At 46.0% G+C, this 19,414-nt stretch carries 13 protein-coding genes; 3 read left to right on the top strand and 10 right to left on the bottom strand.

The window, feature by feature from the left end; all coding sequences use genetic code 11:
* Nucleotides 1-92: 92 nt before the first annotated feature.
* The 8 genes from ACOIT5_RS18685 to rocD form a co-directional block, all read right to left on the bottom strand.
* Entirely contained in the window at nt 93-302 is a 210-nt protein-coding gene (locus tag ACOIT5_RS18685) for a hypothetical protein (RefSeq protein WP_423127685.1), read from the bottom strand.
* A 9-nt stretch (nt 303-311) separates the two neighbouring features.
* A complete protein-coding gene (locus ACOIT5_RS18680) occupies nt 312-671 on the bottom strand; it encodes a phage holin family protein (RefSeq protein WP_423127684.1) in 360 nt (119 codons plus the stop codon).
* A 32-nt stretch (nt 672-703) separates the two neighbouring features.
* Entirely contained in the window at nt 704-988 is a 285-nt protein-coding gene (locus tag ACOIT5_RS18675) for a YtxH domain-containing protein (protein ID WP_423127683.1), read from the bottom strand.
* A gap of 206 nt (nt 989-1,194) precedes the next feature.
* Complete coding sequence (locus ACOIT5_RS18670; protein ID WP_423127682.1) at nt 1,195-5,079, bottom strand: translocation/assembly module TamB domain-containing protein; 3,885 nt, start codon at nt 5,077-5,079, stop codon at nt 1,195-1,197.
* Between the two features lie 9 nt (nt 5,080-5,088).
* The gene (locus tag ACOIT5_RS18665; RefSeq protein WP_423127681.1) at nt 5,089-6,921 is read right to left on the bottom strand and encodes a BamA/OMP85 family outer membrane protein; all 1,833 of its coding nucleotides are present in this window, start codon (nt 6,919-6,921) and stop codon (nt 5,089-5,091) included.
* A 215-nt stretch (nt 6,922-7,136) separates the two neighbouring features.
* Complete coding sequence (locus tag ACOIT5_RS18660; protein WP_423127680.1) at nt 7,137-8,264, bottom strand: MARVEL domain-containing protein; 1,128 nt, start codon at nt 8,262-8,264, stop codon at nt 7,137-7,139.
* 161 nt (nt 8,265-8,425) lie between these two features.
* Nucleotides 8,426-8,665, bottom strand: coding sequence for a hypothetical protein (locus ACOIT5_RS18655; protein ID WP_423127679.1), 240 nt, complete (start codon nt 8,663-8,665; stop codon nt 8,426-8,428).
* Nucleotides 8,666-8,742: 77 nt separating this feature from the next.
* The gene (gene rocD, locus ACOIT5_RS18650) at nt 8,743-9,966 is read right to left on the bottom strand and encodes an ornithine--oxo-acid transaminase (RefSeq protein ID WP_423127678.1); all 1,224 of its coding nucleotides are present in this window, start codon (nt 9,964-9,966) and stop codon (nt 8,743-8,745) included.
* A gap of 212 nt (nt 9,967-10,178) precedes the next feature.
* Between rocD and ACOIT5_RS18645 the strand changes: the two genes are divergently transcribed.
* Nucleotides 10,179-12,095: a tetratricopeptide repeat-containing sensor histidine kinase gene (locus tag ACOIT5_RS18645; protein ID WP_423127677.1), complete on the top strand. Its 1,917-nt coding sequence runs from the start codon at nt 10,179-10,181 to the stop codon at nt 12,093-12,095.
* On the opposite strand, the gene ACOIT5_RS18640 is transcribed toward ACOIT5_RS18645, so the two are convergent.
* Nucleotides 12,073-14,127, bottom strand: coding sequence for a BatA domain-containing protein (locus ACOIT5_RS18640; RefSeq protein WP_423127676.1), 2,055 nt, complete (start codon nt 14,125-14,127; stop codon nt 12,073-12,075). The two genes, ACOIT5_RS18645 and ACOIT5_RS18640, sit on opposite strands and share 23 nt — an antisense overlap.
* Nucleotides 14,128-14,169: 42 nt before the next feature.
* A complete protein-coding gene (locus ACOIT5_RS18635; RefSeq protein ID WP_423127675.1) occupies nt 14,170-15,156 on the bottom strand; it encodes an alpha/beta hydrolase in 987 nt (328 codons plus the stop codon).
* A gap of 117 nt (nt 15,157-15,273) precedes the next feature.
* Between ACOIT5_RS18635 and ACOIT5_RS18630 the strand changes: the two genes are divergently transcribed.
* Together ACOIT5_RS18630 and odhB are read left to right on the top strand one after the other, a co-directional pair.
* The gene (locus ACOIT5_RS18630; protein ID WP_423127674.1) at nt 15,274-18,000 is read left to right on the top strand and encodes a 2-oxoglutarate dehydrogenase E1 component; all 2,727 of its coding nucleotides are present in this window, start codon (nt 15,274-15,276) and stop codon (nt 17,998-18,000) included.
* Between the two features lie 19 nt (nt 18,001-18,019).
* Nucleotides 18,020-19,270 (top strand): 2-oxoglutarate dehydrogenase complex dihydrolipoyllysine-residue succinyltransferase, encoded by a 1,251-nt coding sequence (gene odhB, locus ACOIT5_RS18625; RefSeq protein WP_423127673.1) that lies wholly within the window; start codon nt 18,020-18,022, stop codon nt 19,268-19,270.
* Nucleotides 19,271-19,414 lie beyond the last annotated feature (144 nt).

The following is a 19,414-nucleotide window of genomic DNA, read 5'->3' as shown; positions in this document are numbered from 1 at the left end:
CGTTTTTAACTCCTCTTTATCGGCCCATCCGGCATGGTGTCCGGGACGTAAGTCAAAATAAATCGGTTTAGGATAAAATTTTCAGGGAGGAATTAATCGTCTTGTTTCTTTTTGTTCCTTCCCGAGAAGTAAGTGATCAGGGAATAAATCCCTTTTTCGACGATGATTCCGGTGAGGATTAACTCGATTGTTGAGATGGTATCGCGGATACGCTTTTCAATTTTTTCCTCCTGATAACGGAGTTGTTGCTTTTTCATTTGCCGCAACATACGGAGCTCGCGCAGTGAATTTATTTTTTCCATATTCTGAGCTTAATCTTCCTTGTTGTTTTCAAACAAGATGGAATTAATGGTTCTGATAATTGCCGAAGAAATAAGGTTCCGGCGAATGAATAAGAAAATGACGGCCAGCACAACAATGGCCCCCATAACAATGAGCAAACCCGCCAAATAATCCTGGAACTGATTGCCATACCAGATGACGAAAGCGGCCGATGCAAAGAGAAAAAAGATCGAGCCCAGCACGATCAATACAATCATGCTGATCAGAAATACAGATATTTTCGTCATTTTTTCAAGAAACGACAATTTTATTAAATCCAAATGGAGCTTCAGGTATTCCCCGATGGTATTTCCCAGTTCGCTGAAATTATTTGACAGGTTTGTTTTCATGGTGTATAGAAATCGTTAAAAAAATAAACTCATTAACTTGCACTTGCTGTTTTTTTGGCTTCGGATTCATTTTTCCCGCCATGCTTCATTTTTTCAACCCGTTCACTGATATCATTTTTCAGATTTTTCAGTTGTTTTTCCAGCCGGTCTACTTGTTCTCCGACTTTTTCGCTGATATCGTGAGAGACATCCGATACTTTTTTCTTCAGCTTTTTCCTGGTTTCTTCGCCTTTGTCGGGTGCAACCAGGATTCCGGTGATCACTCCTGCAGTTACTCCTGCCAGGAACCCAATTAACACTTTTGTTGTAATCTTCATGACTTTGTAATTTAATATTAAACATTGATTAATAAAAGGTTGAGGATATTCCGATCCTCTGTCAGCCGGAGATTCTCCGGCCAACATTAGCCGCCCGGCGGGCCGCATATATAAAATGTGCTATTCGTTGTAAACATACAATGTGGTTGGTATTACCGGATTCTTTTACGAAGGACCCTGCTTTGGGTTATATGATAACTGATTAATTATTTTGAATCAAATTTGAAAATCATGTCAAAACCGCTGTCATAGGATGAGTTATTAAGTTGGAAAAATAAAAAACGGAACAATTCATATTCGAGTTTTACTTCGTATTTGGCCATCTCTTTTCCATCAGTTTCACCGAAACGTTGTTCGTAACTGACAAACAAGTCGTGGGTGATGTATTTTCCCACCACAACCGTGGCATTATCGAACCCACCCTCACTTTTCACTTCAATGTAATCGACATTGAGTTTGTCGCCTAAAAATTTGGTGATTTGCGAGGATAAGAGCGATGCGGCAGCTGTTCCGGCCAAACTGCCTCCGCCGGCGCCGCTCAGATTTTCCTGTTGATCGAGGGTCAGTTCGTTCATTCCCCTTCCAAACAGGATGTATGACAAAGCGTCGCCCTCGTTGATGGAATTGTCGTCAAGCATGAAGCTGACAGAAGGAGCAGTGGCCGTTCCGGTAATATTAACCGTCAGTTTTTGCGACACTCGCTGCGCGTTTCGGAAGGTATAGGCCGCCAGAATATCCATTTCGGGGATTAATTCTTCGCCGCCCTTAAATCGAATACTGCCGCTGTTGATGACAAAGGTGCGTCCAAACAGGTCGTATTGGCCGCGTACCACATCAATTGACCCGAACAGTTCGAAAAACTGGACATGTTTGATCAATTCCAGGTCACCCGACAGTTCGAGGCGAAGATCATCATTTTTGATCCAGGTATTCCGGGGAATTTTAATCCGCAGCTTCCCGGTGAGCTGGTTGAAATAATCGAAGCTGAAAGTATCTGCGGCGCTGCTTGTTTGCGTTTCCGATAAAAGGGTATCACCCTTCAGCGACATCCGCTCCATTTCTTTCACCAGCAGCGGTTTGGGGACTTCCTGCACGACCATATTTCCCATCATGCGAAAGATGGCGGGGAGGTAAATTTCCGCCTGCGGAATGTTTAAATCGCCGTTAAATGCCACTTCGCCTTTTTTTCCTCCCAGGTTGGCATTTCCCGAAACTTTCATATTAAACTGCCTGTGGTTGACCGGATTGAAATCCCGAAGCCGAATCGCGATGAATGACTGACTGATGTCCCCTTTATAGAAATCGGAATTAAAATCGATTTGACCACCGGCGGTCAGCGTCCCGTCGGCAGAGCGGATCAGGAAAGTATCCAGCCGTATTTGATCGCGAAGAAATTCGATATTGAAAAGGATGTTCCGGTAATCAATTCCGTATTCAGGAATTTTCAGCGAGGCTTCTTTTAATTCCAGTTTTCCTTTCGGATCAGGCGATTCAACCGTTCCGTCTACAGTAATTGCTCCCTGCAGATAACCTTTAATCTCTTGGTTCAGTTCCAGGTTCTGCAGAACAGCCAGCGGAAATTCGTCAACGGATAAGGTGAACTGAACCGAATCTTTCGGGTTAAAGTTGAAGTTCATACTATCCAATCGCAATTGCAGGGGCAGCTTGCCCGCCAGGCCAAAATAGCCGCCGTCGCGCGGGACGATCTGAGCTTCCAGGCCGAGCAGGCCGGGCCGGTAATTCATGGTTCCGCCAAAGTTGGTAAATTCAAAATCATTCACAACAGCTTCCCGGATATCGAAAGTTCCGGTCAGTTCGGGCGATGCAGCCGTACCGGTCAGTTCTACCTTTAATCCAAAAAAACCGGAAGCAGGCACATCTTGCTCAAATGATCCGGCCAGTTTCCGGATGTCGATATTGGCCGCCTCAAACCGGAAATCTTCTTCTCCGCTCAGACTGATCTGTCCTTCGGCCCAGAGGTATTGTAAACTGTCAGCACCCGCCGGCGCCATTTTAAAATTGCTGATCCGGTAACTCAGCGAATCTGTTTCAATAACCGCGGGAGCCTGTTGTAACGCCCATTGCTGATCTTTGTAGTTGATCAGCAATTGGTTAAGGGTGATCCTGAGTTGATCTCCCAGGCGAATGCCGGTTTCCAGCTGACTGCTCAGACCCATGCCGGCTAACCGGCCACGCAGGTACAGCGAGTCGGGCTTGGCTTCCAGTTCCAAACTTACAGAGTCCAGGTTAAACGACTCATCCGACAGATTGAAGGCGGTCAGCCGGGCATCGACCAGGGTATCCGAGGCGGTCAGGCTGACCCGGGCATCGGCCAGCAATTGCCCGATAGAATAGTTTTCGTAGGTGGTTTCAGCCAGATTAAGGGTTGTGTGCAGGTGGAGCGAGTCGGCTTTTCCGGTCAGCCGGGCATTTATTTGTCCGCTTGTTTGCAGATCGGCGGCAGGCATAAACGACCTGAACTCATCCATTCCGTCAATGGTTGCCGACAGGCTGATGTCGGAATCGGCTGAAGGATGATAATTTCCGTGTGCAGCCAGTCTGACCGATTTTGTTTGAAGCCAAAGCGAGTCGATCCGGATGTTTTCGTACGCGTAGTTGACCCGGGCAAAGAGCGTATCCACCTTGATTTGTTGTAATTGTGACTCGGAAAAAATAACAGATGTTTGCGCCTGGAGCGTTTTCGGATCAATCCCTCTGCCAGAGATTTTTGCCGTCAGGTTAAGGTTTGATTTCAGGCTGTCGACTCCGGTAAGCTGAGCCAGGTTGAGTTTCTGCGCCGATAATTCAAGTTGGTACGACGGATTTCCTAACAGGTCGCGGACTGTTGAAAACAGCTTAAACCGACCAAAATTTCCCCGGCCTTCTGCAATGCCGTCTATATGGCCCTGATTCAGGTTCAGATTGAAGCTAAGCTGCTCAACCGGTTTGTCCTCGATGATGCAATGATCGAAGTTGCCAGCCAGGTTAACGACAGCTGTTTTCGGGTCGGTACCTTTCCCAATCGCCGTCAATTCGCCGTTTATCAGGTAGTTTAAGCTGTAGTTGCTTAGCCAATGGGGCAGGGCGATATTTTCAAAAACGCCTCTCATCCGGTAAATCAGCTGCAAACTGTCCTGATTAAAGATCCACTCAGTGAGGTTTTCTGATTCCAGTTCAAATGAAATGCGTTGATCTTGGTCAGCCAATTCCAGGCTTGCAATAAGCGAACCTTGCCTGACGGCCGCGTCCATCTTGAAGACCGGTGTTGCCGGAATCTTCAGGTCGGGCAGGAAAAATTCAAATTCATTCCATCGCAGGGGGGCGCTTTCGATTCGGGCAGTGGATTCTGTTTTAACATTTTCGGCATAAGTCAGCTCGCCATTGAGTTGGTTTTGAGCCGTTTTCAGGTAAAACCTTTTTAATTCTGTCAGCTCGCTGTTTACCGACAAATCAAAGGAAAGCTGTTTCACTGTAAAATCAGGACGACTGGTGACAAACGAAAAATCGTGAAGCCGAAGCGATTGCTGTTCGCCGGAATAATTCAGCGACAAACGGGTGTTAATTTGGTTGACCTGTCGCGGAATCAGAGTATCGGACGCATCAATTCTTACCGATCCTTCTTCTATCTGAAACAGCGCCAAGTCAATTTCAAATGGTTTGGATGCGGTGGTATCGACAACCGAATCCGGGGGTAAGGGCTTGATCATTTCCTGTACGTTCCAGGTAGAATCGTTGATTTGTTTCAGAAAGAAAAAGGGTTTGCCGACAGATATCCTCCTCAGTTCAAGTTTCCGGTCGGACAAGGCCCGTAAATTGTAACGGGCATCGAGTGCTTCGATAAAAGCGATGGTGTCTGATTGGCTGGTTAATAAAACATTTCTGAAGCTGAGATGCGTGAAGAAATTTCCGTCGATTTCGCCGATGGATAGCCGGGCATGAAGGAAATTGGCGGCCTGGCGCTCAACCAGCCTTGCCAGTTTTCGTTTTACCGGTTTTGTTTGAATAAGAAGTGCAACCGACAAAAGCAACACCGTGAGGGCCAATGCCAACCACCCCAAAATCCGTAAGCCATATGTAATAATTTTCAACATTTGGTTCGTTTAAAAGGCTTGCCCGACGCTGATAAAAAATTGCGGGCTTCTTTTCTCGTTCCACAAAGGAAAACCAATATCCAGACGGATTGGCCCAATGGGCGTTTCAATCCGGATTCCTGCGCCGGCTGCGTAGGCCAGTTCATTTAGCTGGTAACGGTATGATCCCGTCCATACATTTCCGGCATCCACGAAAGCTACTCCGCTGAGTCGCCAAAACAGCGGATGGCGAGCTTCGATATTTCCCTCCAGGATGCTTTTACCGCCCATAGGCGTGCCGCTGTCGCGTTTCGGGCCGAGTTCAGAACGGTTCCAGCCGCGCACCGAGTTGCTGCCGCCTGAATAAAAGCGGTCTTCTACCGGTATAAACCCGCTGCTGTCGGCCGAGCTGATACCTCCACCCATGATCCGGAAGGCCAGCACCCACTGGTCAATTTTTTTGTAGCTGCGAAAATCGCCCCATAACCGGCTATAATTAAAATCGCTGCCAAACAGATGCCCGTTCAGTTTAAAACCCACCGACAGGCTCTCGCCTTTTGTTGGCGAAAACTTTGGTTTCGAATTGTTGAATACCGTACTAAGCAAAATCCCCGATTTGTTGTATGGAAATTTACTGCTTTCCATATCTTCAAATTCCTCGTCGCCCGCCTCGATGCTTTGTTCAACATTTTCAAGATAATAGGTCAAGCTGCTGTTTAGCCAGTCGTTAAAACGGTAGGTGACAGGCACATTTACTCCGTAACTGCGTGTTTCGTAACCGGGTTCGGTGTTTCGGATGATAAAGGGGTTAATGCCAACGGCGCTGTTTTTTACCGGGAATTGGGGTTGAATCCATCTTAAACTGACAGAGTAGGGGATCAGGGCTGAATGTTTCAGGTAGAGGTTCAGCCGGCTTGCATCGCTTAAAAAACCACGATAATTTAATTCCATGAAGGTGCGAAACTTATCTTCGGTCCCGTAACCAAAGCCGAAACGCGTGCTTACGCGTGGGGCCTCTTCGATGTAAATATGAACAGGGATCGGGCTTTTACGCGTTTTTACATCGGTTTCGGGAAGCACCGAAACCACCCTGAAAAGTTGGAGTTGGTATAAATCCTGCCTGGTTTTGGCGAGCAGTGACTTGTTGTACAATTCACCCTGTTTGTAACTGAGTTGCCTGCGAATGAGCTTTTCAGAAACATGTTTATTCCCCGATATGCTTGTTTCGCCGTTATAACAAACCGGTCCGGGACTGACCAGATAGCTGATTCCGGTGACAAATTCATCCGGTTTCAGGTTGAGCAGATAATCGACCTTCACGTAAGCATACCCCAGGTTGCGAAAAGCATCTTCGAGCAACTGCACGTCGCGCATCAGCGCTTCGTCGCGGAAACGCTTTCCTTCTGTAAGTTCCAGCTTACGCGATACTTTTTGTTTCAGCGAGTCCAGGTTGATATCAATCTTCTCGGCCAGGCTGATGTCAATGTTGCCGGTCAGCACCGGATTACCTTCGTCAATTTCAATCGACATCCTCACCACTTGCCTTTTGGGCTTAACCCGGAGCGGCAACAGCTTCACGCTGACATCCAGGAACCCTTCGCTTTGGTAAATGTGTGTTAACCGCCCGATATCCAGGTCGATTAATTCGCGGTTATACAAAAACGGTTCTTCTTTCGTAAATACTTTCTGGAGATAAGAAACTTCTTTTAAAGCCATTCCGTCGAGCAGAAAATCTTCGTCCAGCGTTTTGTTTCCCTGAAACACAATGCTCCTGATTTCATAGTTTTCCTGAGCCGGCAGTCTTTCAAAGATTGCGAGGCTAATCAGGACGATTATCATGAAAGAGAAGAATGACTTTTTCACGGCTAAATGTTTTCTGCTACAATTTATATAATTCCATTAAGCCGTAAAAGGTTTAAATGTTTATTCTGATTATTGCATGATCGGTTTTATTCTTTTTTACTTTCTCATCGGCGAATTAGGTGATTTTCCATGCCCGGTCAAGACTGATCAGGTGTTCATACCTCCATCGGTCTGCCGCATCGGGCCTGAAAAATGTTGATCTGTAGCGTATAAACTCATGAGTTCATACTCTCGCCTGAGATCAATTGCCATTCTTCAAATGTTTGAATGTCAATAAGACCCAGTTTTATTGTCTTATCAATCCCATTGCTTTGAATGTAATCAACCGTACTTTTCAAGCGCTCAGTAACTGACTGATTTTGCCATAAATGTTTGGATACAAAAAACTTAATGGTATAATCATCACCTGTGTTTAAAAAAACAATATCGATTGTTTGGCTCTCGGGGAAATAAGCACTTAAACGCTTTACAGAATCTTCGACCTTTTTAACATCGTCCAACGGCATGTTTGCATTGTAATAAATATGCTGAAAATCATTTATCCGGTACTTCTGCAAGTAGAGTATTGGTTCATAGAAACGAGGGTTTGGTTCGTCCGATTCAACTAAATCAAATTCAGTTGTCAGGTTAATATCTGAAAAGCCAATCTCAATTCGTTTTTCAAAATTTAAATTGTAATTGAGATATTTTTCAAAGCTGTTGAAATCTGCAATTAATAAAGTGTCTGCAAGCACCGAAGCATCGGGAATCACAAATTTTAGCTTGTAATGATTTGGTTCGTTGCTGAAAAACAAATCAGCCCCTTCGCTACCTTCCATGAATCGGGACTGATTGATGAGTTGTGCCAGTTGGCGGGGTTTTGCTTCATCCATTTTTTTGCTGTAATGAAGCATGACGTGCTGATCGACGGTGATGCTTTTTTCGTATCCTGCAGTTGGCAAAGTATAAATCATCAGGACAATGAATGCGATAATGCTTATGAATCCGAAAAATCCATATTTAGCGGCTTCCCAGTTTGACGCCTTTTGACCATCATTGGCCAGAAATTCTTTTATTTTTTGCCCTTGCAGCTTTTCGGTCAGACCGGCGATTATCGTGGTGTAGATTAAGGGAATCATGGAATGTGGAAGCCCGTCGAACAATTGTTCAGGTACCATGAAAAGACCGACAAACAAAATGAATGTCGAGAAAAAGGCAACAAAAACAGCGTTCCGGGCGGCTTCTTCACGGCCGAAAACCTTGTAATTTTTAGAAATCAATATCCCGGCAGCAAGCGGCCCGCCTATAAATGTGGCTATTGAAATCGCTTTATTTGTAAAAACTTGTTTTGGTTTTGTTTCCATACTTTATTTGTTTGTCAGGGTTTACGGCGAGTTGAGAGTCTATTTTATTTCTGTATTTATATGGAAAAGCGATTGTCAGTTATTGGTTTTGATTTTTTTGTATGTTTTAGTTCGTGTAATTTTTCAATTTACTGTTATTTTGTGGCTTATTGGAGAATAACTTAGCACTTTCCATGAGGGAAGCCAATACCCAAAGACAATTGATCATTCGGCAAATACTTTTCCTGTTTTGCATCAATTGGAAAGAAGGTGAAGTCATCCGATATCCTACCTTCTGAAGTAAAGCGAATATTTCTGTTTTCTCTCAATAATGTATAGAAATTAGGAATTGGGGAATTGGGAGAAGGACAATATCTTTCAAAATACTCCATAAATACCTTTCCTGCGGCATCTTCTTCCAACTAGAAGAAACAGGATTAGTTTATTCATATTTTTGTGTGTCCTTTAGAACCCTTCAATGCACCATCAGAATAGACACTTATGCCCCCAACCCGGCGAATGTTGCTTTAATCCGGTTGATGGCATCGTTCATTTGTTCTTCGGTGATGATCAGGGGCGGCGTAAACCGGATGATGTGCTGGTGGGTGGGTTTGGCCAGGATGCCGTTCGCTTTCATGGCCAGGCAAACATCCCAGGCGGTTTTACCACCGGTTGGTTTAATGACTATGGCATTCAATAACCCTTTTCCGCGCACAATTTCAATCATTTCCGATTTGATCTTGCGCATTTCACCGCGGAACAGTTCGCCCATTTTTGTGGCATTTTCGGCCAGCTTTTCTTCCCGGATCACCTCAAGGGCGGCAATGGCAACTTTGGCTGCAATTGGGTTGCCGCCATAGGTAGAGCCATGTTCGCCAGGCTTGATGGTCAGCATGATTTCATTGTCGGCCAGCACACAGGAAACGGGATAGAGGCCGCCTGAAATGGCTTTTCCCAGGATCAGGATGTCGGGGCGGACGCCCTCGTGGTCGCAGGCCAGCATTTTCCCGGTGCGGGCCAGCCCGGTCTGCACTTCGTCGGCAATAAACAATACCTGGTGTTTTTTACAAAGCTCAGCGGCCTTTTTTAAATAACCGTCTTCCGGAACGTAAACGCCGGCTTCGGCCTGGATGGGTTCTGCCAGAAATCCGGCAACGTCAGGGTCTTGCAGGGCTTTTTCAAGAGCATCAACATCGTTATAAGGGATATTTACAAAACCCGGCGTGTAAGGCCCGTAGTCGTTGTAAGCATCCGGGTCGGACGACATTGAGATGATGGTAATGGTCCGCCCGTGAAAGTTGCCGTTACAAACAACAATTTTGGCCTGGTTGCGCGGAATTCCTTTCACCTTGTAAGCCCACTTGCGGCATAGTTTTAAGGCCGTTTCATCGGCTTCGGCGCCCGAGTTCATAGGAAGCATCCGGTCGTATCCAAACAGCCTGGCCGTGTATTCTTCCCATTCGCCCAATACATTGTTGTAGAAGGCGCGGGATGTGAGCGCTAATTTCTGAGCCTGCTCCTGCAGCGCTTTAACGATTTTCGGATGACAATGCCCTTGATTCACGGCCGAATAGGCCGCCAGAAAATCAAAGTACCTGTTGCCGTCAACGTCCCACACAAAAACGCCTTCGCCCCGTTCGAGCACAACAGGCAGCGGATGATAATTGTGGGCGCCATACTGGTTTTCGCGGTCGATGTAGTATTGAGAAGACAGGTTTTTCATAACGCAGACTTTATGTTTTTAAACTTTATGACAGAATTAATAAATATCCTGCTCATAGCAAAGCCGATTGATCTGTTAAAAAATATGGATTGAAATGACTTTCCTTATTTCCGGTTATCATTTTTTTATTATTAGCGATCGGAAATCACCTTGTAGAGGTAACTAATTTTATTTTGTGATATATTTGGTTACGAATAGCGTATGATTTGTTTATGATGATGAAGTTTTACCTGTTACCTGTCTTTTTTCTGTCTTTTCAAGTTTCCCTGTTTGCTCAGGGGCGCGACATTGATTTGCTGAAGAGTAAATTGATCCACTCGGGGCAACACGAAAAGCTGGCGGTTTTGCTCGATTTAGCCTATTGTTACCTCGATTCGGCCAATAACTACGCGACCACCCTGGAATATCTGAATGAAGCCAGCCAACTGGCCGTTCAGCTGGAAGATGATTCGGCCAAGATCGTTTTGCAAAACTACTACGGGCTCGCCAATTACTTTGCCGGCAATTATGAAACGGCCACAGCCTGTTTTTACGCAGGTTTAGCCCTGGCCGAAAGTTGCGGCAACCAGCTTTTGAAAAGTAAGTTTTTAAACAACCTGGGCCTTATTTATATTGAACTGGAAGATTACGACAAAGCCATTGAATTTTACAGGCAATCGTACCGGATTGACAGCCTGGCCGGTGATGAAACGGGCATGCTGCTTACCCGGATTAATACGGCGGTTTGTTACCAGAAAAAACAAATGTCCGATACGGCATTTTATATGAATGAAGAACTTTACGACCTCGCTAAGAAAGTCGGCGACAGCCTTTCGGTTATTCATATCCTCAATAATCAGGGAACGATTGAGTATGAACGCAAAAACTATGCGAAAAGCCTTGATTTTTATTTCCGCGCACTCGAATTGTACCAGGCAATGGATAACCAGGACGGCATCGCGACGACCTATGTGAATATCGGCACAATCCACCTCGAACAAAAGGATTTTGCTTTAGCTAAATCGTATTTCGAAAAAGCGCAGACACTCGTGTCTAAATTCAACCTGTTTAGCTTGTCAGCCGAGTTATATTTCAATTTGTCTGATTATTACGAAGCTGTTGGCGACTATAAAAACGCGCACCTGTTTTATCACAAATACCACGAAGTGAATGACAGTATTGCCGGAGAGAAGAAAAATTTAATGATCCGGAAGCTGGAAGCGCAGTACAATATGGATAAAAAAACGCGGGAGATTGAACAGCTTCAGCATCAAAACCAGCAGCAGCACCAGGAACTAATCAACCGGAAATTACAGCAGTCGTTTTTGTACTTATTCATGCTGTTGGTTATCAGCTGTTTGGTTGTGGTGTTTTTATTGTTGCGTAAAGAACGTAAATTGGGGCTCCAGCTTAAGGAAAAAACGCTTGAGTTGAAACGTTTGAATAATACCCGTGACAAGTTTTTTTCGATCATCGCGCACGACCTGAAAAACCCCTTTAATGCGCTGATCAGCTACACCAGCCTGCTTCGCGAAGATTTTGAACGTTTTTCGCGCGAAGAGATCCTTCAGATTATTGCCGACCTGAACAATGCCACGGAACAAGGCTTTAAACTGCTTGAAAACCTGCTGCACTGGACCCGCTCGCAAACCGACCGGATCAAGGTGTTTCGCACCAGGTTTAATTTGCTCTGTTTGTGTAAAGAAGTAGAAGAACTTGCCCGCCCTAACCTCAATGAAAAATCGCAGCAACTGATCATCGACGTACACAGCAACCTGATGGTTTTCGCCGATCGCGACATGATTGCCACTGTCATCCGCAACCTGGTTTATAATGCGATCAAATTTTCGCAACGCGGTAAGTCAATCCGCATGGTAAGCGAGTTGGATAAGGACATGGTTAAACTTTCGATCATCGATCAGGGGATCGGGATCAACGAGTCGGATCTGGAACGGATTTTTCAGTACGACGAAAACACCACGACACATGGAACCGAAGGTGAAATCGGAAGCGGGTTGGGTCTCCTGATCTGCCGCGAATTTATCGGGAAAAACGGGGGAGAGATCCGGGCTTACAGCCACCCGGGCGAAGGCGCCACCTTCTGCTTTACGATTCCTTTTTCCGATTTTATGACTTCCAAAAACGGGTAATGGCCGGTTCGGCCAGCAAAAACAATAAACCAAGTAAAATGCACAACTTCCAGGTTTCGGTCCCCTGGTTGGTTTCCTGTATTTTTTTCGAAAAATCAGGCTGCTCACCGTCGATAATCAAGGGCTGTGGATCCCAGTCGCCGGTCATTTTCCTTATTTCATCGGTTTGAAACCGGTCGGACAACGACTCCTGCCGGCTGTAATTAAAGGCCAGTGTTTTGAGCTGCCCCTGTTCGCGGCTGAGTTCGTAAAATCCGGCTTCGCCGGTAAATGCTGACGGGTTGATCCGGAAGTAGTTTGTCCGGCTGACAATGACCGGGAGTTGACTTTTTTCGCCGCTTTCGTTAGAGATGCTTAAAAATTGCCCTTCGGTAAAATCGCTGGGTTTTCGCAGTTCAATAACCGGGACGTCGCCCAGGTTGTATTGAATTGTCTGAGGTTCGTAACTGTTCAGGGCGATGTTGTACATCACGGGTACAAAAACAGCTTGTTTGTAAAAGTCGGTGAACTGTGGAGCTAGGGTGAAATTGAACTGGAACAAACGTCCGGTTCCCGACGGATATTCGGCAACGGCGGTACTTCCGTTGTTGTTGGTCATCACGATGAATTCCACGGTGTTTGTTCCCGTTCTGAACCGGAATGATTCATTCAGGTAGGGGAGGTCAAGTTTTTCATTTTCATGCAGAAAAACATCGCGAAACAGAGGGTGTTTGTAGTTTAATCCGGCCATTTTCAGCCGGTTGGTATCTTTCGCCGCTATATAACCGTCGGTCAGCTGACGATAAAACGAATTGTAATTTGGCAGATTGGCATTTCTTCCGGGGAAAACATTAAGGGTGCCGCCGTTGCTGACAAATTCGACCAATGCCGCGCTTAATCCTCCCGACAATTCATCCAGGTTCAGCAAAAACACGCATTGGTAATCATGGATCAGGCTAAGCTGCATTTTTCTCTCGTCCATCGCCGAAAAATGAATGTTTTCATCATCAAGGTAAAGTTTCTCCAATAGCTGAATGGCGTCCTGCTCTTTGTTGTAAATGGCCAGCACATTTACTTTCTGCTCTACCTGGTATGAAAAGAAGAAAGAATTATCGAAAACAACCGGGTAATCGTCCAATTCAACTTTTCCGCGGTGAACGCCCTGCGTATTGTTCCGGTAATTCAGTTCCAGCACCGTTTCTTCATCCGGCCCAATGGTCAGCGAGCTGACCGCTTTGAGCGAATCGTTCATCAGCAGGCGTAAAGGAATATTCTGAAAGGTTTGATTGGACTGGTTCCGTACCCTGACATACAGCGTTTCGGTTTGGTTTTGGCGCCGGCCCGGGCTTTCGAACCAGCAGGTATCAACCAGCAGGTTATTGGTCAGGCCGGTTTCGAAGGGTACCAGTACGAGTTGCTGGCTGCTGTCGGTTTTCAATTGATTGAAATCGCTGGAGTATTTCTGGAAATCGGAAAGCAGATAACAGGTTTTCCCGGTCTTTTCCGCTGCTTTTTCGAAATAGTTGTTTAGTAATTGATGGGCTTTGGAGAGTTTCAACGAGGCCGGGCTTTCTTTAATCCGGGCAACAGCGGCAACAAACTGTTCTTTGTTCAATATCTGCCGGTATGCTGTTTCCGGTTGATTGGTCGCCAGGATAAAATTGGTCCCGGGGCCGTAGCTGTTGGCAATGTCGATCGCCCTGTTTTTTGCCAGTTCGAGCAAAACGCCGTTTCCCGATTGATTTTTCATGCTGAACGAGTTGTCGATATAAATCCCTATCAGCTGACGGTTTGTTTGCTGTTCACCGGGGTTCACCGGGAAATAGGGCTGGGAAAAGGCAAGGACCAGGAAAATGACAGCCAGAATCCGCAAAAGCAGGATCAGGAGTTGTTTCAGGTCGTTTTTCTTTTTCGATTCCTGCCTGATGACCTTTAAAAATCCAACCTGGCTGAAATAAACCGTTTTGTACCGTTTAAACTGAAAGAAATGGATCAGTATCGGTATGATGACCAGAAGTAAAGCGAATAAAAACAGGGGCTCTGTAAATCTCATGATTTCCGGTGTTTTAAATCAAGGTACTGAAATCGTAAAGGCCTAAAAGTAGTTTTCAGCAAACTCGACCATTGCTTTTTCAACTTCCGCTTGCGTTTTCGAAAACATTTCACACCCGATGACATGAACGCCGGCATGAAAGGCCTGCTTTCGTTTCAGCGAATCGGGTGTTCCCAGCTTATCAAACATATCCAGCATGGCATCAACCCGGACAACTTCATCCTGATGGTTCTTGTCCTGGTAGTAATAGCCAAGAAAAACGGGTATCTTCACCTTCCGGAACAGCTTATTGGTCATGGTGGCTTCTACCAGCTGCTGAAGGTATACCGTTGCTTCCAGCCGGTAATAACAGTTCCAGTAGTCACATTCGGGATCTTCCGGATTTTCGTTGATGTAACGGTATTTTCCACCAAAGGTTTTCCGGGCAATCTGCAATCCCCAGGGCTTGGAGAGCAAAAATGCCAGGGCGTTGTTGATCTTAACATTGGGCGACATCAGCAGCAGGCCGTCGACCATTTCCGGAAACTCAGCTGCCAGTTTCAGCGAAAGTGTGCCACCCGTTGATGTGCTCATGATGATCACTTTTTCGCCCAGCAAGCGGGCAACCTGCAAGGCTTCTTTGGCCGATTCATAAAGCCTGTCGGGAGTCATGTCGAGTAAAGGCTCAGCGTCATCGAGCCCGTGAGCCGCCAAACGCGGAAGGTATAAATTGGCGCCGAAGTGCCTGGCCCAGTTTAGATGTGTCGGAAAACCTTCGTAGGCTGATGCCGAAAAACCATGCAGGTACAAAAGGCAGTATCTTGTTTTTTCTTTTAACGAATCGTTGTCCCAGATAATTTTGCTTTCGTTTTCCGGTTTTATTGGAAGGCCTTCTTCTTTTTCCCGGATGTATGGCTCCAGGCTGTGCAAATTGGCCTCAATGGGTTTTAAGCGGTTATCAAAAACCGGCTTGGGCGGCCGTGGACCAACCCAATATAAAAACAGGGTAAACAGAAAAAGGACCAGCAATGAACGCAAAAAAATTTCCATCACATCAATTTTGAATTGACGGAAAAGTAATAAAAGTTCCTGACTAAACATTAAAATCAGATGGATTGTTATTTTATGGAAGTTAATAATGATCTGTAAAAACCGAATTTTCAACCTATGGATAAATTTTCGCAAGTGGGTAATCAGGAGATTGCTGCTGTTGAAGAATTGTACCAGGATTATTTGAGAGATCCTGAAAGTGTTGCGGATAGCTGGAAGTATTTCTTCAAAGGATTTGACCTGGCCAGGACGAATTATCAAACCAAAGCCGAATTTTCAGGAAATCACATTGATAAAGAGTTTGCCATCCTGAATTTGATTCACGGGTATCGTCAGCGCGGGCATTTATTCACGAAAACCAACCCGGTACGCGCCCGGAGAAAATATTTGCCAACCCTTGACATTGAAAATTTTGGCCTTGAAAAAAGCGACCTGGAGAAGGTCTTTCAGGCAGGCACCAATATTGGAATCGGTCCGGCCAAACTGAAAGATATTATTGCCCATCTGGAGGCTACTTACTGCGATTCGATCGGGGTAGAATATATGTATATGCGTCATCCCGAAGTGGTTCAATGGCTGAAGGAACGGATGGAGGGAAGCAAAAATTCGCAGCCTTTTTCTGATGAGAAAAGGAAACACATCTTTTATCATTTAAAGCTGGCCGTTGGTTTCGAAAATTTTATTCATAAGAAGTTTGTCGGGCAGAAACGTTTCTCGCTCGAAGGAGCTGAGACCCTGATTCCCGCGCTTGATGCGGTTATTGAACATGGCGCCGAACTGGGTATCCGCGAATTTATTATCGGCATGGCGCACCGCGGAAGGCTCAATATTTTGAGTAATATCATGAAGAAGCCTTATGAAAATATTTTCAAGGAGTTTTACGGGACTGAATACGAAGAAGACATTTCGCTGGGCGACGTAAAATATCACCTGGGCTTTGAAAACCTGGTAGAGTCTGATTCGGGCAACCAAATCAAGCTTAGCCTGGTGCCCAATCCTTCTCATCTCGAAGCTGTTGCTCCCCTGGTGCAGGGCATGTCCCGTTCGCGTATCGATTCGTTGTACGGGGGCGACGAAAGTAAGCTGGCGCCCATCGTGATTCACGGCGATGCCGCTATTGCCGCCCAGGGGGTGGTTTACGAAGTGATTCAAATGTCGCAGCTAAAGGGCTACCGGACAGGCGGCACCATTCACCTGGTGATTAACAACCAGGTCGGGTTTACAACCAACTACCTGGATGCCCGTTCCAGCACCTACTGTACCGATGTGGGCAAAGTAACCCGTTCTCCGGTATTTCACGTCAACGGCGATGACGTTGAAGCGGTCATCTATACAATTAAACTGGCGATGGAATTTCGTCAGAAATTTCACTCCGACGTGTTTATCGACATTTTATGTTATCGAAAATACGGACACAACGAAGGCGATGAACCCCGATTTACGCAGCCCTTGCTGTACGATGCTATTGCCAAACATAAAAACCCGCGGGACATTTATGCCGAAAAACTGGATAAACTGGGCATCCTGACGGATAAGGAATCAAAACAATTGGTTTCTGAGTTTGACCGGTTTCTGGAATCGAAATACAAGGAATCGGAGAAAATTGAGAAATTGAAAATTAAAAAGTTCCTGGTTGAAGAATACCATCACTACCATAAACCTTCTAAATCGGATTTTACGCAATGGATTGATACGCAGGTTCCCAAGTCGAAACTGATCGAACTGGCTGAAAAAATTAATTCCATTCCGGAGGATAAACCTTTTTTTAGTAAGATCAACCGGATTATCGCCGATCGCAGGATGATGATCCTGGATGATAAGCTGGATTGGGCGATGGCCGAATTGCTGGCTTACGGCAGCCTGCTGGATGAAGGACATCCGGTGCGGATCAGCGGACAGGACACGGAACGCGGGACCTTCGCACACCGTCATGCCGTTTTTGTAGTCGAAGATATGGACGAGAAATACTTTCCGCTGAAACACTTGTCCCCGGGGCAAGCCCCTTTTCATATTTACAATTCGCTGTTATCCGAATACGGCGTGATGGGTTTTGAATATGGTTATGCCATGGCCCAGCCCAATGCGTTAACCATTTGGGAAGCCCAGTTTGGCGATTTCAGCAATGTGGCCCAAGTCATTATCGACCAATACATCACATCAGCCGAAGAAAAATGGGGTTTAATGAATAACCTGGTGTTGTATTTGCCCCACGGATACGAAGGGCAAGGGCCGGAACATTCGAGTGCCCGGATTGAACGTTTTCTGACGCTGGCAGCAAACAACAACATGCAGGTGATTGTGCCCACAACTCCCGATAACCTGTTCCATGTATTACGTCGCCATTTGAATTGGAAAACCCGGGTTCCCCTGATTATTTTCACGCCCAAAAGCTTGTTGCGCCATCCCTTGGTGAGTTGTACACTGGAAGAACTGGCAGAAGGTAAGTTCAGGGAAGTGATTGACGATCATATGGCAAAAACCGACCGGGTCAGGCAGCTTGTATTTACTTCTGGAAAATTGTATTACGATTTGATTAAACGGAGAGTTGATACCGGCGATGATCAAACCGCGATTATCAGGCTGGAACAACTTTATCCGCTTCCGACAGAACAGATTGAAGTCATCCTGCAAAAATACCGGAAGGCCGGGCGGATGATCTGGGCACAGGATGAACCCGAAAACATGGGAGCATGGCCATTTATTCAACGGAAGTTAAACCACATCCCGTTTGAAGTGGTCTCCCGTCCTGAAAGCGGCAGCCCGGCAGGCGGTTTAATGAAACAGCACAACCTGCGCCTGGAAAACATCATGAGTAAAATATTTGGCAACAAAATATTAGCCTAATCAAATAAAAAACCAAAATATGATCATTGAAATAAAAATCCCTACCCCGGGCGAGTCGATCACCGAGGTTGAACTTGGCAAATGGTTAGTAGAGGATGGCGATACGGTAGATAAGGATCAGGAAGTTGCCGAAGTTGAATCGGATAAGGCGACCCTGACCCTGGTGGCTCCCGAAGCCGGACAAATTAAATTTCAGATCGGGGAGGGGGAGACGGTCGCTGTTGGCGCTATTGCCTGCACCATCGACACAAGCGTTGCCCCGGCAAAAAGAACGGAGAAAAAGGAACCGGAAGCCGCCGCGGTTCAAGAGCCCCGGCCGGAACCGGAGAAAATGACAGAATCCATTGAAAAGCAGGAAGAACCGGAGTACCCGCGGGTAAAAACAACGGCTGTTGCCCAAAAGATGATGGAAGAATACCACCTGTCGGTCGACGATATCCTGCAAGGCTTGCAACGTATCGGGAAAAAAGAGGTGGAAACGGTATTGAACATGCAGGCGGAACAAACAGTTGTTTTTGCCGCAAAAGCATCAGCATTTTCGCGCGACGGGAAGCGCGAAAAAATGAGCATGCTCCGCCGTAAATTAAGCGAACGGCTGGTGGCCGTGAAAAACGAAACGGCCATGCTGACTACCTTCAACGAGGTTGATATGAGCCGGATTATGGATATCCGAAAACAATACCAGGACCGGTTTGTCGGAAAACACGGGTTTAAGCTTGGTTTTATGTCATTTTTCACCAGGGCGGTAGCCGTAGCAATGCCTTTTCATCCGTCGGTAAACTCGATGATCGACGGAGATGAAATTATTTCGCCTGAATTTGTCGATGTTGGCATTGCCGTTCAGACCCCCAAGGGATTGATGGTGCCCATTATCAGAAACGCCGAAAGCAAATCGATTCCGGCTATTGAGCTCGAAATAAAAGAACTGGCCGAAAAAGCCAGGAATAAGAAGATCTCGGTGGAAGAACTTACCGGGGGAACTTTTACCATTACCAATGGCGGGACCTTTGGATCGTTGTTGTCGACGCCGATTATTAACCCGCCTCAGTCGGCCATTCTGGGAATGCACAATATTGTTGACCGTCCGGTTGCTGTTGACGGGCAAGTCGTTATCAGGCCGATGATGTACGTTGCCCTGTCGTACGACCACCGGATTATCGACGGAAAAGATTCGGTTGGTTTCCTGGTGAAAGTGAAAGAATTACTGGAACATCCCGAACGCCTGCTGACCGATGGCAAGGCGCCCGAACAATTTCTGTTGGAGATTTAAACCGTTTAATAAATCAGAAAAGAGCTGTAATTCAATCATTGCAGCTCTTTTTTTAGCTGCCTGCCCGGTACCTCCCCCGAAATTCTAAAAAAACTTAAATAGTTTGAGATCTGCTCAAAATATTTCACTTTTGCACCATTGCCC

The sequence above is a fragment of the Gaoshiqia hydrogeniformans genome (assembly GCF_049347105.1).
GTDB classification, from domain to species: Bacteria; Bacteroidota; Bacteroidia; order Bacteroidales; family Prolixibacteraceae; genus Gaoshiqia; species Gaoshiqia hydrogeniformans.
This window is presented reverse-complemented; position numbering and strand designations above follow the sequence as displayed.